The sequence below is a fragment of the Agrococcus sp. AC640b genome, assembly GCF_979255995.1.
The window spans coordinates 1-13,333 of sequence record NZ_CEEDMM010000034.1; the positions used below are offsets into that span (position 1 = coordinate 1).

A 13,333-nucleotide genomic window follows, 5' to 3' on the forward strand; every position below is an offset into this window, starting at 1 on the left:
CGCCCGCGCTGCGCCCATCCCCTTCTTCGGAAGCCCCTGCGACCCGCTCCGTGAGGTGCGAGCGCAGCGCGGGCGGGCGCGTCAGGCGGCCGGGGCCTCCACGACCAGGTCGCGGCGGCGACGCGGGCGCAGGCGCGAGATCGTCACGCCGCCGAGCGCGAGCGCCCCGCCGAGGATCGCGAGCGCCGTCGGCACCTCGCCGAGCACGAGCCACGCGAGCAGCGTCGCGAGCGCGGGCACCACGAGCGTCGTCGCCGCAGCCGGCCCCGCGCCGGAGTGCTGCAGCACGTACGCCCACGTCGAGAACGCGATCGCCGTCGATCCCACGCCGAGCGCGATCGCCGCCCACAGCGCACCCGACGACGCCACCTGCACCTCCGCGAGCGCCTGCGGCGCGAACGGCAGCGTCGCCAGCAGCCCGGCGAGGCATCCGACCCACGTGGCGGCGACGGGCTGCACCGAGCGCAGCGCGACCTTCTGCGTGAGCACGCCGGCGGCGTACAGCACGGCGGCGAGGAGGCCCAGCACGATGCCGAGGCCGTCGATCGTGGGGGCGCCACGCGAGCCGAGCGCGATGAGGACGACGCCTGCGAACCCGACGACGAGCCCTGCGACGAGCGGCCGAGGGAAGCCCTCGCCGAACACGATCCCCGCGACGACCGCCACGAGCAGCGGGGCGACGTTCACGAGCATCGCGGCCGTGCCCGCGTCGAGATGGTGCTCGGCCCAGTTGAGCACGACCGTGTAGGCGCCGAACCAGGCGACGCCGTACGCGAGCACGAGCACCAGCCCGCGTCCGCGCGGGAAGGCAGGGCGGGCGACGAGCGCGATGACGAGCAGCACGGGCATGGCCGAGCCGAGCCGCAGGAGCGCGAGCGGGCCGGGCGAGAGCTCGTCGCCGACGGCGCGGATGGCGACGAACGCGAACGCCCACAGCAGCACCGTCACGGATGCGGCGACGAGGACGAGCGGGCGCGGCGCGTCGGAGGCGGGGGTCACGACCCCATCGTCGCGCCCACCACCGACGCCGACGGGCATCCACCCATCAGGACTTGGCCTGCAGCGGTCCCCGATGCACCATCCACGCGTGCGTCTGCGCGACGGGCTTGATGACGACCTCGTCGATCGAGACGTGGCCGGGCAGCGCGAGCGCGTCGGTCATGACCTGCGCGACATCGTCGGCGGTCAGCGGATCCTGCACGCCCTCGTAGACCGCGTCGGCCTTCGCCTGGTCGCCCTTGAACCGCACGAGCGAGAACTCCTCGGTCCACACCATGCCCGGCCGCACCTCCATGACGCGGATGGGCTCGCCATGCACCTCGAGGCGCAGCACGTCGACGAGTGCCTTCTCGGCCGCCTTCGCCGCGTTGTAGCCCGAGCCGCCGACGTACGGCGTCGTCGCGGCGATCGACGTGACGACCTGCACCGTCGCGTACGTGCCGCCCGCCGTCGACCTGCGCAGCTGCGGCAGCAGTCCCGTGAGCACGCGCTTCGTCGTGAGCACGTTGCCGTCGAACATGCCCTGCCAGTCCTCGAGCGTCGTCTCCGTCACCGAGCCCACGCCCAGCGCACCGCCCGCGACGTGCACGAGCGCGTTCGCACCGAACGCCTCCGCCGCCTCGACGAGCCGCGCGACCGCCGCGTCGTCGGTGAGGTCGGCGACGAGCGTGTCGCATCCGGTCTCCTCGGCGAGCGAGGCGAGGCGCTCCTCGCGACGTGCGACGGCGAGCACCCGCCAGCCGCGGCGCGACGCATGCTGCACCACCGCCCGACCGATGCCGCTCGATGCTCCCGTGACGACGATGCGCTGCTCCATGGCTCCATCGAAGCACGACGGCACGCGGTCACGCGCGCATCCGAAGCGCTGCGAGGATGGTGCCGTGACCGACTCGACGCCGAAGCCGAAGCCGAAGGCGAAGCGCCGCGTGCCCTACTGGGACAACGCGAAGTGGCTCGCGATGGCGCTCGTCGTCATCGGGCACACGGTGCAGCCGATCGCGCTCGACTCCGACGTCGCGCTCGTGCCGTACCTCGTGATCTACGCGTTCCACATGCCGTTCTTCGGCGTCATCTCCGGCTACTTCACGACCGACAGGCCAGGGGCCAAGCAGTACGGTCGCGTCATCGGCGACCTGCTCGTGCCGTACCTGATCTTCGAGACGATCTGGACGGTCGTGAAGGCGCTCGTCACCGGCTCGCTGTCGTTCGATCCCACCACGCCGTCGTGGACGCTGTGGTTCCTGCTCGCGCTCGCGGGCTTCCGCGTCGTGCTGCCCGTGCTCGCCCGCCTGCGCTGGCCGCTGCTGTGGACGGTGCTGCTCGCGATCGTCATCGGCTACTTCGACGTCGACCAGACGTTCTCGGCCATGCGCGCCATCCAGATGCTGCCGTTCTTCGTGCTGGGCTGGCAGCTGCGCACGGGCGACCTCGTGGGCAGGTGGCTCGAGTCGACGCGCACGCGGTGGGTCCGCGTCGCCGCCGTCGGCGCGTTCGCGATCGCAGGCGTCGTCGTGGCGCTGCTGCCCGACCTGTGGCGCGACATCGCCATCCGCCACTGGCTGTTCCTCGACCGCGCGTACTCGGACGTGCCCGAGATCGGCGAGGGCGGCGTGGCCTGGTACTACGGCACGGTGCGGCTCGCGATCATGCTCGTGACGACGGTGCTCATCGCCGCAGCGCTCGTGCTCGTGCCGCGCAGGCGCACCGTCTTCACCGCGTGGGGCGCGGCGACGATGTTCATCTACCTGCTCCACACGTTCGTGCTCTACTGGCCGCGCGAGTTCGACTGGCTGCGAGACGTCGCCGATCAGTGGTGGGCGACGCCCGCGACGCTCCTCGGCGGGCTCATCATCACGGTCGTGCTGTCGACGAGGCCGGTGCGGTGGGCGACGCGCTGGCTCGTCGAGCCGAACGTGCGCTGGCTCATGCGCCGCGACCGCGACCACGAGGCCACCGGCACCCGGCCGACGACCACTGTGACGGATGGTGACGCGGGCCGTTGATGCCACGCGGTCGTCATCCCTACCGTTCGAAGCACCACACGTCCCAGGAGGCAGCCATGAGCGACTGGAAGTTCGAGACCAAGCAGGTCCACTCGGGAGCCCAGCCCGACCCGACGACGAACGCGCGCATCACCCCGATCTACCGCACGACCTCGTACGTGTTCAACTCGACCGAGCACGCGGCGAACCTGTTCGGCCTCGCCGAGTTCGGCAACATCTACTCGCGCATCATGAACCCGACGCAGGACGTCGTCGAGCAGCGCGTCGCCGCGCTCGAAGGGGGCACCGCCGCCCTGCTCGTGTCGTCCGGCCAGGCGGCCGAGACGTTCGCGGTGCTGAACATCGCCCAGTCCGGCGACCACATCGTGTCGTCGACGTCGATCTACGGCGGCACCTACAACCTCTTCAAGTACACGCTCGCGAAGCTCGGCATCGAGGTGACGTTCGTCGAGGATCAGGACGACCTCGACGAGTGGCACCGCGCGGTGCGGCCGAACACGAAGCTGTTCTTCGCCGAGACGATCGGCAACCCGCGCATCAACATCCTCGACATCGCCGGCGTCTCGAGCGTCGCGCACGAGGCGGGCGTGCCGCTCATCGTCGACAACACGATCGCGACGCCCTACCTCATCCGTCCGCTCGAGCACGGCGCCGACATCGTGGTGCACTCGGCGACGAAGTTCATCGGCGGCCACGGTGCCGTCATCGGCGGCGTCATCGTTGACGGCGGCCGCTTCCGCTGGTCGGAGTCCGACCGCTTCCCCGGCCTCACGCAGCCCGACCCCAGCTACCACGGGGCCGTGTTCACGCAGGCCGTCGGCGACGAGATCGCCTACGTCATCAAGGCGCGCGTGCAGCTGCTGCGCGACATCGGCGCGTCGATCTCGCCCGACTCCGCATGGCAGATCCTGCAGGGCCTCGAGACCCTGAGCCTGCGCATCGAGCGCCACGTCGAGAACGCCGTGCGCATCGCCGACTTCCTCGAGGCGCACCCCGCCGTCGCGAGCGTGAACTACGCGAGCCTCGCCTCGAGCCCCTATCGGGCCGCCGCCGACCGCTACGCGCCGAAGGGCGTCGGCGCCGTGCTGTCGTTCGAGATCGTCGGCGGCGTCGCAGCCGGCCGCGCGTTCGTCGAGTCGCTCGAGCTCTTCAGCCACCTTGCGAACATCGGCGACGTGCGCAGCCTCGTCATCCATCCCGCGTCGACGACGCACTCGCAGCTCACGCCCGAGCAGCAGCTCACGACCGGCGTCACGCCCGGCCTCGTGCGCCTGTCGGTGGGCATCGAGAACGTCGACGACCTCATCGCCGACCTGACGACGGGTCTCGAGGCCGCGCAGGCGACGAACCGCGCGGCGGCGTAGCCACCAGGTGGACTGGCAGCTCAGCGACGACGTCCAGCCGTCGGCACGTGTCCCGGCGCACCGGCTCGTCGACCCGACGCCCGTCCCCGTCACGGGAGCGTGGCGGCCGGGCGACGATCCCGGCGCGCGCCGCTTCGCGCGCATCGGCGACCTCGTCACCGAGCACGGGGCCACGATCCCGTCGGCCGTGATCGCGTACGAGACCTGGGGAACGCTGTCGCCGCAGCGCGACAACGCCATCCTCGTGCCGCATGCGCTCACGGGCGACAGCCACGTCGTCGGGCCCGCGGGGCCCGGGCATGCGACGAGCGGTTGGTGGGCGGGCGTCGTCGGGCCCGGCCTGCCCCTCGACACCGACCGATGGTTCGTCGTCGCGCCGAACATGCTCGGCGGATGCCAGGGCTCGTCGGGACCGGCGACGATCGGCCAGGACGGCCGCGAGCTGGGCTCGCGGTTCCCGCGCGTCACGATCCGCGACCAGGTCGAGGCGCAGCGACTGCTCGCCGACCATCTCGGCATCGACCGGTGGCATGCGGTCGTCGGCGGATCGATGGGCGGCATGCACGTGCTCGAGTGGTCGGTGACGCATCCCGAGCGGCTCGCGAGGGCGGCGGTCCTCGCCGCGCCAGCCATCTCGAGCGCCGACCAGATCGCGCTCAACGGCCTGCAGCTCGAGGCCGTGCAGTCCGATCCGCACTGGCTCGGCGGCGACTACTACGACCAGCCGGACGGCCAGGGGCCCCACAGGGGCCTCGCGCTCGCCAGGCGCATGGCCATGCTGAACTACCGCTCCCCCGACGAGCTGAACCGCCGGTTCGGTCGCGGCTGGCAGTCGTCGGTCGATCCCGACCACGGCGGGCGGTTCCAGGTGGAGTCGTACCTCGACGTGCACGGCAACCGGTTCACGAGGCGCTTCGACGCCGGCAGCTACGTGCGGCTCGTGCTCGCGATGTCGTCGCACGACCTCGGTCGCGGCCGCGGCGGCGTCGAGTCGGCGCTGTCGCGCGTGACGGCCGAGACCCTCGTGGTCGGCATCGACTCCGACCGGCTCTTCCCCGTGGCGGACCAGCGCCGCATCGCCGCGGGCCTGCGCACGTCGGTGTCGGGCGCGGAGCCCGTCGTGCTCGAGAGCGAGTTCGGCCACGACGGCTTCCTCATCGAGACGGATGCCGTGGGAGCGCTGCTCGCCGACCTGGTTCGCTGACGCGCGCGGCGGTCAGCGCTGCGGCGCCGCGACGCGCGGCAGCCGTGCGAGCCGCCAGGCGGCCAGCACGAGCAGCACGACGTAGGCGGCGTTGCGCAGCGTGAGCACGAGGATGCCGATGGGCTCCTGCCACACGACCTCGCCGTACAGCCACGGGTAGCAGAGCTGCGTGAGGCCGCAGATCACGACGATCACGGCGACGCCCTCCCACGCGCGCGCTCCCACGAGCAGCAGCGCGGGCGCGACGAGCCAGATCGCGAACTGCGGCGATCCGACGGGGTTCGCCACGATGAGCCCTGCCACGAGCGCCGTCGCGAGCCAGGCGCCTGCGACGTCGCGATCGACGCCCCGCCGCACCGCGAGCACGCCCAGCAGCGCGACGAGGGCCGTCAGCGCGACGAGCACGGGCGTCGCGACGGCCGCGACGGCATCCGCCGCAGGGGTCTGCAGCTGGTAGGTGAGCTGCACGTCGTCGTAGCCGAGCTGCGCGCCCGCCCAGTGGAAGGGCGTCGCGAGCACCGCCTCGATCTGCAGGCCCCGGCCTCCCTGCCACGTCACGAACGACAGCACGTTGCCGCCGGAGCCGATCGCGAGCGCCGTGAGCATGACGACGGCCGTCACGACCGCGCCGGCCGCGAGCGTCGCGAGCCTGCCCTGCCGCACGACGAGCTGCGCGATCCACAGCACGCCTGGCCACACCTTCGTCCATGCGCCGACCGTGAACGCGATCGCCGCGAGCACGTGCCTGCCCGACCACGTCGCCACGACGCCTGCGACCGCGATCGGCATCGTGATCGAGTCGATGCGTCCCACGACGATCGGACCCAGCAGCGCGATGAGGGCGAGCCAGGTCCACGCGGGGACGATGCCGCGCGGGTGCCGCAGCAGCAGCCAGAACGCGACGGCGTCGAGCACCGTCACGAGCACGAGCCACACGGCGGGCAGCGCCTGCCAGCCTGCGACGGCCGACGCGGCGATCGGCAGCCACGCGAGGATCGGATACACCCACGGCTCGTCGATGCCGACGACGTCGCCCTGCTCGGCACGCTGCACCCACCACGGGTACACGCCGCGCACGTCGCCGAACGCCGTCGACACCTCTGGGTGGTTCAGCAGCGCCACGAGGCCGTGCACGGCGACGAACGCACCCCACAGCACCCACCGCGAGCGCACGGCCGCGAGACCCGTCAGGACAGCCGCCTCGTGGCGTCGCGGACCTCGCCGACGAGCTCCTCGATGCAGTCCTCGAGGAACAGCACGCCCGTCGTCGCACCCGACTGGTCGAACGCGCGCGCCACGTGCGAGCCCGACGAGCGCATGCGCTGCATCGCATCCTCGATCTCGCCGCCCGCGTACAGCGACGCGAGCTGGCGGATGCGCTTCGCGGGGATGGGCTGCGCCGGGTCGTCGGGGCTCAGCACGTCCTTGAGGTGGATGTACCCGGTCGGCTCGCCGTCGTCGTCGACGATCACGTAGCGCGAGAAGCCGTGCTCGCGCACGGCCGCCTCGACGTCGTCGGTCGTCGCATCCTCCGTGAGCGTCACGAGCCCCTCGACGGGGATCGCGACGTCGCCGACGGTGCGCTCGGTGAACTCGAACATCTTCGAGATCGCACCCGTGGGGTCGACGAGCAGGCCCTCGCGCTTCGAGGTCTCGACGATCGTCTCGACCTCGTCGAGCGTGAACGCGCTCGCCGCCTCGTCCTTCGGCTCGACGCGGAAGAGCCGCAGGATGTGGTTCGCGATCCAGTTCATGACCCAGATGACGGGCTTGAACACGCGCGAGATGAGCACGAGCGGCGGTGCGAGCAGCAGCACCGCGGCGGTCGGCAGCGTGAACGCGGCGTTCTTCGGCACCATCTCGCCGAACACGACGTGCAGGTACGTGACGATGAGGATCGCGAGCGCGAGCGCGATGCCGTCGACGACGACCTCTGGCAGCCCGACGGCGCCGAGCGGGATCGCGAGCAGGTGGTGGATGGCCGGCTCGCTCACGAGCAGGATGAGCAGCGAGCACACCGTGATGCCGAGCTGGCACATCGCGAGCATGAGCGAGACGTGCTCCATGGCCCACAGCGCCATCTTCGCGGCCCGCGAGCCGCGCTCGGCGCGCGGCTCGACCTGCGAGCGCTTCGCGGAGATGACGGCGAACTCGGCGCCGACGAAGAACGCGTTGATGACGAGCAGCACCACGAGCCACACGAGGCCCAACCAGTCGGAGCTCATCGCGCCACCCCCTCGGACTCGGCGACGACGACGTAGCGGATGCGGTCGATCCTGCGGCCGTCGAGGCGCTCGACGCGCAGCACGCCGCCGTCGACGACGACCTCGTCGCCCACGAGCGGCAGACGGCCGAGCTCGGCGACGACGAAGCCCGCGACCGTCTCGTAGGGGCCGTCGTCGGGGATCTCGACGCCTGCGCGCTCGCGCAGCTCGTCGGGGCGCAGCAGCCCAGGGAACGCGACCCAGCCCGGCGCTCGCACGATGTCGGGGCGCAGGCGATCGTGCTCGTCGCTCACCTCGCCCACGATCTCCTCCACGAGATCCTCGAGCGTCGCGAGCCCCGCGGTGCCGCCGTACTCGTCGACGACGATCGCCATCTGGTAGCCGCGCTCCTTGAGGTCGGAGAGCAGCTGGTCGAGGTGCACGGTCTCGGGCACGCGGTGCGGCTCCTCGGCGATCGCGAGCACGGGCACGTCGCTGCGACGCTCGCGCGGCACCGACACCGCCTGCTTCACGTGCACGATGCCGACGACGCGGTCGAGGTCCTCGTCGAAGACGGGGAAGCGCGACAGGCCCGTCTGCCTCGCGAGGTCGAGCACGTCGGCGACGCTCTGCTCGCGATCGATGGCGTCGACGCGCGGCCGCGGCGTCATGACGTCGCCTGCCGTGAGCTCGGAGAAGCGCAGCGTGCGCGACAGCAGCGTCGCCTGGTCGGCGTCGAGCAGTCCCTCGAGCGCGGATCGGCGCACGAGCGAGGAGAGCTCGTCGGCCGTCCTGGCGCCGGAGAGCTCCTCCTTCGGCTCGATGCCGATGGAGCGCAGGATGCCGTTCGCGGAGCCGTTGAGCAGCAGGACCGCCGGCTTCATCAGCCACGTGAACGCTCGCTGGAAGGGCGTGACGATCGTCGCGGTGCGCAGCGGCACGGCGAGCGCGAAGTTCTTCGGCACGAGCTCGCCGATGATCATCGACAGCAGCGTCGCGATGACGATCGCGACGACGAGCGACACGCCGGGGGCGAGGTCGTCGGGGATGCCCCACCCCTCGAGCACGGGGGCGAGGAGGTGCGAGATCGCCGGCTCCATCGTGTAGCCCGTGAGGAGCGTCGTGAGCGTGATGCCGAGCTGCGCGCTCGACAGGTGCGTCGAGGTCTGCTTGAGCGCGGCGATCACGCCGGGATGGCTCGCGCCGCCCCTGGCCTCCTGCGCCTCGAGCTCGGAGCGGTCGAGGTTCACGAGCGAGAACTCGCTGGCGACGAAGTAGCCGGTGCCGACCGTGAGGACGACCCCGATGAGGATGAAGAGCCAGGGCAGCTGCTCGATCATCGGAGGGCTCCGATGGGCGTGCCGACCTGCAGGCAGGGGCTGGGGCTGCGGCCGCAGCGCCCTCTGGGGCTGGGGCTGGCGCCCTTCGGACTATGGTGCTCGTCGCTCACGCACGGAATCCTAACGCGATCGGTGCCGTGCTCCACGTGCGCGCACACCGCGCGCGCGAGACTCGGCCTCGAGCGCCCGGCCTCCGGTCACCAGGAGACGGGCAGCGCCTTGCCCTCCTCGTAGCCCGCGGCGGACTGCACGCCCACGACGGCGCGCTCGCGGAACTCCGCGATCGACGCGGCGCCGGCGTAGGTCGCCGACGAGCGCACGCCGGAGGTGATCATGTCGAGGAGGTCCTCGACGCTCGGACGCAGGGGGTCGATCAGGATCGTCGACGACGAGATGCCCTCGGCGAACAGCGTCTTCGTCGCGAGCTCGAACGCGGGCAGGTCGCCGAAGCGGCCCTCGACGGCCTTCGTCGACGCCATGCCCCACGACTCCTTGAACAGGCGCCCGCGCTCGTCGCGCTGGATGCGGCCGGGCGCCTCGATCGTGCCGGCGAACCACGAGCCGATCATGACGCTCGACGCGCCGGCGGCGAGCGCGAGCGCGACGTCGCGGGGGTAGCGCACCCCGCCGTCGGCCCAGACGCGCGCGCCGAGGCCGATCGCCTCCTCCGCCGTCTCGAGCACGGCCGACAGCTGCGGGCGTCCGACGGCCGTCATCATGCGCGTCGTGCACATCGCGCCGGGTCCGACGCCCACCTTGAGGATCGACGCACCCGCGTGCACGAGGTCGCGCACCGCCGACGCCGTGACGACGTTGCCGGCGACGATCGGCACGTCGACGACGGCGCGCACCGCCTCGATGGCGCGCAGCATGCCGCCCTGGTGTCCGTGTGCGGTGTCGATGACGATGACGTCGGCGCCGGCATCGACGAGCGCGCGCGCCTTCGCAGCGGGGTCGCCGTTGATGCCGACGGCGACGGCGACGCGCAGGCGACCCGCGTCGTCGAGCGCGGGCCGGTAGAGCGCGCCGCGCAGGGCGGTGCGGGGGCTCACGGTGCCCAGCACGCGCCCCGCGTCGTCGACGACCGCCGCGAAGTCGATGCCGGCGGCGTGGACGGCGTCGAATGCCGTGCGGGGGTCGGCGACGTCGGCGGGCGCCAGCGGATCGACGGATCCGTGCAGCAGGTCGCCGATGCGCGCGTCGGGCAGCGCGTGACCGAGGCGAGGTGCGCCGATCGCACCCGCGTAGCGGCCGTCGCGGACGACGACGATGCCGTGACCCTCCACGGCGGGCACGCGCAGCAGCACGTCGGCCACGAGCTCGTCCTCCGTCGCGAGCTGCGCGGATGCGAGGTCGACGGGCTGCTCCTTGACCCACGCGATCGCCGCGACGGTGTCGTCGAGGTCGTGATCCTGCGTGAGCACCGCGAGGCCGCCGCGGCGCGCGAGCGTCGCAGCGAGACGCGGGCCCGTGACCGAGTTCATGTTCGCCGCGACGATCGGCAGCGTCGCCCCCGTGCCGTCGTCGGGCGACAGGTCGACGGCCATGCGGCTGCCCACGTCCGAGCGGCTCGGCACGAGGAACACGTCGGAGTAGGTGAGGTCGTGGGGCGGCGGCGACTGCAGGAAGCGCATGCCTCCACGCTACGCCGACGGCGAGGCTGCGCGGCGCGCGGCGGCGTCAGTCGTCGGCGCTCGCGTAGTCGTCGACGATGCGTGCCTCGACGGGGAACGTGATGGGGAACGTGCCGAAGAGCATGCGTCCCGCGCCCGCCGCTGCGGCGCGGATCTCGTCGGCGACCGCCTCCGCCCGCGCGGCGGGCGCATGCACGATGACCTCGTCGTGCAGGAAGTACACGAGCTCGCCGCCGCTCGCGCGCAGGCTGCGACGCAGGAGCGCCATCCAGCACAGCGCCCACTCTGCCGCCGACCCCTGCACGACGAAGTTGCGGGTGAACCTGCCCCATGCGCGCTCGCGCGAGACGGCGTCGCGGTCGGCGAGCTGCGCGGAGGCCGCCGGCATGGGCGGGCTCGTGCGACCGAGCCACGTGCGCACGAGCCCGCCTCGCTCCCCCGTCGCGGCCGCGTCGTCGACGACGCGCATCGCACGCGGGTACGCGCGGCGCAGCGCAGGCACGAGCCTGCCGGAGTCGCCGGAGGTCGCGCCGTAGAGCGCACCGAGCATCGCGACCTTCGCCTTCGGCCGCGAGTCGACGACGCCGTCGTCGACGAGCCCCTCGTAGAGGTCGCCGCTCGCCGCCTCCGCGAGCGCGGCATCGCGGGCGACGCCCGCGAGCACGCGTGGCTCGAGCTGCGCGGCGTCGGCGACGACGAGCCGCCACCCCGGGTCGGCGACGACGGCGCCGCGCACCTGCTTCGCGATCTGCATCGCGCCACCGCCGGCCGTCGCCCATCTGCCGGTCACGACGCCCGCCGGCACGTACTCGGCGTGGAACCGGCCGCCCTGCACCCACTCGTCGGCCCACTGCCAGCCGTTCGCCGTCCACAGCCGGTAGAGCCGCTTGTAGGCCGTGAGGGGCGCGACGACCGGGTGGTCGACCTCGCGCAGCTCCCACCGCGACGTCGAGCGCACGTCGAGGCCCGCCGAGCGCAGCGCACGCAGCAGCTCGGGAGCGGAGTCGATGCTCACCCGATGCCCCAGGATCGCGTCGACCTCGTCGGCGAGGGCCTGCAGCAGCGCGGGTCTGCCTGCGACGGGCCGCGGACCGAGCGCGGCGGTGAGGAGCCGGTCGTGCTCGACGGCCGACCACGGCAGGCCGACGTGCAGCAGCTCCTCCGCGATGAGCGCGCCCGTCGACTCGGCCGCGAGCAGCAGCCGCAGCGACGCGTCGTCGCCGACGACGCCCTCCTGCCTCGCGAGCTCGGCGACGAGGGCGTCGACGGGCTCGGGCTCGTCGTCCATCGAGAACAGCGCGCCGTCGGGCGACCGCAGCCTGCGCAGCCAGCGCGACTCGAGCGGCATGCGCCCCGCGTCGGCGAGGATGCGGTGGCTCAGGCGCAGGTCGCGGGCGCGCTCCACGGCGACGCCTGCTGCCAGCAGCACGGGCGCGACGCGCGAGGTGTCCTGCCAGACCCACCGGGGGCGCTCGGGCTCGAGCGCGGCGACGGCGGCCGGCAGGTCGTCGGCCACGCGACGATCGCGGATGCCGTCGTCGCCGACGACCGCCATCTCCCACGCATCGCCGATCGGCGCGATCACCGCATCCACGCACCCAACGCTAGGTGCCGCCACCGACGCCGCCGCGCACGCCCCTGCCGCGTCCCGTCGGGGTACACGACCGTTGAACACGTGGTGAACGCCGCTGCGCAAGTCCGTGCCAAGCGGGCTCCCGTGGTGCACGATGGGTCCAAGGAGGACGCGATGCATGCCCAGGTGGTGGTGCTGAACGCGACGCTCGAGCCGATCGGCGTCGCCTCCCTGCAGCGCGCGGTCGCCTTCGTGGTCAAGGAGCGGGCGCAGATCATGCTCGCCTCCGAGGGCACGATCCGGTCCGAGAGCATCGAGATGCCCGTGCCGAAGGTCGTCGTCTTCAACGACTACGTCGCCGTGCCGCACACCCGCATGTACGACCGCATGCCGTGGACGCGTCGCGGCGTGCTCGAGCGCGACCGCAGACGCTGCGCCTACTGCGGCGGCCCCGGCTCGACCATCGACCACATCCAGCCCGTCTCCCGCGGCGGCGCGAGCACGTGGCTCAACACGATCACCGCGTGCGTCGCCTGCAACGGCCGCAAGGGCAGCCGCACGCCGACGGAGGCGTCGATGCCGCTGCTGCACGAGCCGCGCGTCGTGTGGCGTCGCGAGGTCGTCATGCTCGCGGTCGAGGCGGCGGGCGTCGACCTCGCGGCCCTCGGCCTCATTCGTTGACACAACGATCAGAAGGCACCCGCGCCCAGGCACGGCGCGTATGATCGACTGTTGGTGCCGGACGAACGACACCACCATGCATGCCCCCGGTGAGAAGAGGCGAAGGATCCGTGGCAGCCGCGAGCAGCGACTTCGGAGCGAACGAATGGCTGGTGGAGGAGCAGTACGAGCTCTTCAAGCAGGACAGGTCGAAGGTGGCCCAGTCCTGGTGGCCGATCCTGGAGCGCTTCGCAGCGCAGCAGGGCGGCACCACCACCACGACCGCAGCACCCCCGGTGCCTGACGGCGACGGCGCGAAGGCTGCGCAGCCTCCCACGCCCCCGGCTCCATC

Annotated in this window: 12 protein-coding genes; 5 read left to right on the forward strand and 7 right to left on the reverse strand. The window is 72.4% G+C overall.

All coding sequences use genetic code 11. From position 1 onward, the window contains the following. Positions 1 to 81: 81 nt before the first annotated feature. On the reverse strand, positions 82 to 999 hold the full coding sequence (locus ACZ6H8_RS13525) for a DMT family transporter (RefSeq protein WP_464147405.1): 918 nt from the start codon (positions 997 to 999) through the stop codon (positions 82 to 84). Positions 1,000 to 1,045: 46 nt separating this feature from the next. Continuing rightward, the gene (locus ACZ6H8_RS13530; protein ID WP_464147406.1) at positions 1,046 to 1,816 is read right to left on the reverse strand and encodes an SDR family NAD(P)-dependent oxidoreductase; all 771 of its coding nucleotides are present in this window, start codon (positions 1,814 to 1,816) and stop codon (positions 1,046 to 1,048) included. 64 nt (positions 1,817 to 1,880) lie between these two features. On the opposite strand from ACZ6H8_RS13530, the gene ACZ6H8_RS13535 reads away from it, so the two are divergent. The 3 genes from ACZ6H8_RS13535 to metX are packed head-to-tail and all read left to right on the forward strand — an operon-like array spanning position 1,881 to position 5,570. Further along, positions 1,881 to 3,002, forward strand: coding sequence for an acyltransferase family protein (locus tag ACZ6H8_RS13535; protein WP_464147407.1), 1,122 nt, complete (start codon positions 1,881 to 1,883; stop codon positions 3,000 to 3,002). Further along, positions 3,002 to 4,366, forward strand: a complete 1,365-nt coding sequence (locus tag ACZ6H8_RS13540) for a bifunctional o-acetylhomoserine/o-acetylserine sulfhydrylase (RefSeq protein ID WP_464147408.1) — start codon at positions 3,002 to 3,004, stop codon at positions 4,364 to 4,366. Before ACZ6H8_RS13535 ends, ACZ6H8_RS13540 begins: the two co-directional genes overlap by 1 nt. A 7-nt stretch (positions 4,367 to 4,373) precedes the next feature. Further along, positions 4,374 to 5,570 (forward strand): homoserine O-acetyltransferase MetX, encoded by a 1,197-nt coding sequence (metX, locus tag ACZ6H8_RS13545; RefSeq protein WP_464147409.1) that lies wholly within the window; start codon positions 4,374 to 4,376, stop codon positions 5,568 to 5,570. A 12-nt stretch (positions 5,571 to 5,582) separates the two neighbouring features. On the opposite strand, the gene ACZ6H8_RS13550 is transcribed toward metX, so the two are convergent. The 5 genes from ACZ6H8_RS13550 to ACZ6H8_RS13570 all read right to left on the reverse strand — a co-directional run bounded on the left by ACZ6H8_RS13550 (position 5,583) and on the right by ACZ6H8_RS13570 (position 12,342). Beyond that, the gene (locus ACZ6H8_RS13550) at positions 5,583 to 6,743 is read right to left on the reverse strand and encodes a glycosyltransferase 87 family protein (protein ID WP_464147410.1); all 1,161 of its coding nucleotides are present in this window, start codon (positions 6,741 to 6,743) and stop codon (positions 5,583 to 5,585) included. Between the two features lie 14 nt (positions 6,744 to 6,757). After that, a complete protein-coding gene (locus ACZ6H8_RS13555; protein WP_464147411.1) occupies positions 6,758 to 7,795 on the reverse strand; it encodes a hemolysin family protein in 1,038 nt (345 codons plus the stop codon). After that, positions 7,792 to 9,114 (reverse strand): hemolysin family protein, encoded by a 1,323-nt coding sequence (locus tag ACZ6H8_RS13560; RefSeq protein ID WP_464147412.1) that lies wholly within the window; start codon positions 9,112 to 9,114, stop codon positions 7,792 to 7,794. Before ACZ6H8_RS13560 ends, ACZ6H8_RS13555 begins: the two co-directional genes overlap by 4 nt. A gap of 197 nt (positions 9,115 to 9,311) precedes the next feature. Then, on the reverse strand, positions 9,312 to 10,748 hold the full coding sequence (guaB1, locus tag ACZ6H8_RS13565) for a GMP reductase (protein ID WP_464147413.1): 1,437 nt from the start codon (positions 10,746 to 10,748) through the stop codon (positions 9,312 to 9,314). A 46-nt stretch (positions 10,749 to 10,794) separates the two neighbouring features. Then, positions 10,795 to 12,342 carry a bifunctional 3'-5' exonuclease/DNA polymerase gene (locus ACZ6H8_RS13570; RefSeq protein WP_464147414.1) on the reverse strand — a complete coding sequence of 516 codons (1,548 nt, stop codon included), beginning with the start codon at positions 12,340 to 12,342 and terminating at the stop codon, positions 10,795 to 10,797. Positions 12,343 to 12,495: 153 nt separating this feature from the next. Between ACZ6H8_RS13570 and ACZ6H8_RS13575 the strand changes: the two genes are divergently transcribed. Then, positions 12,496 to 13,002 (forward strand): HNH endonuclease, encoded by a 507-nt coding sequence (locus tag ACZ6H8_RS13575; RefSeq protein ID WP_464147415.1) that lies wholly within the window; start codon positions 12,496 to 12,498, stop codon positions 13,000 to 13,002. Between the two features lie 110 nt (positions 13,003 to 13,112). Continuing rightward, a partial coding sequence (locus ACZ6H8_RS13580) for a hypothetical protein (protein WP_464147416.1) occupies positions 13,113 to 13,333 on the forward strand: 221 nt, incomplete at its 3' end.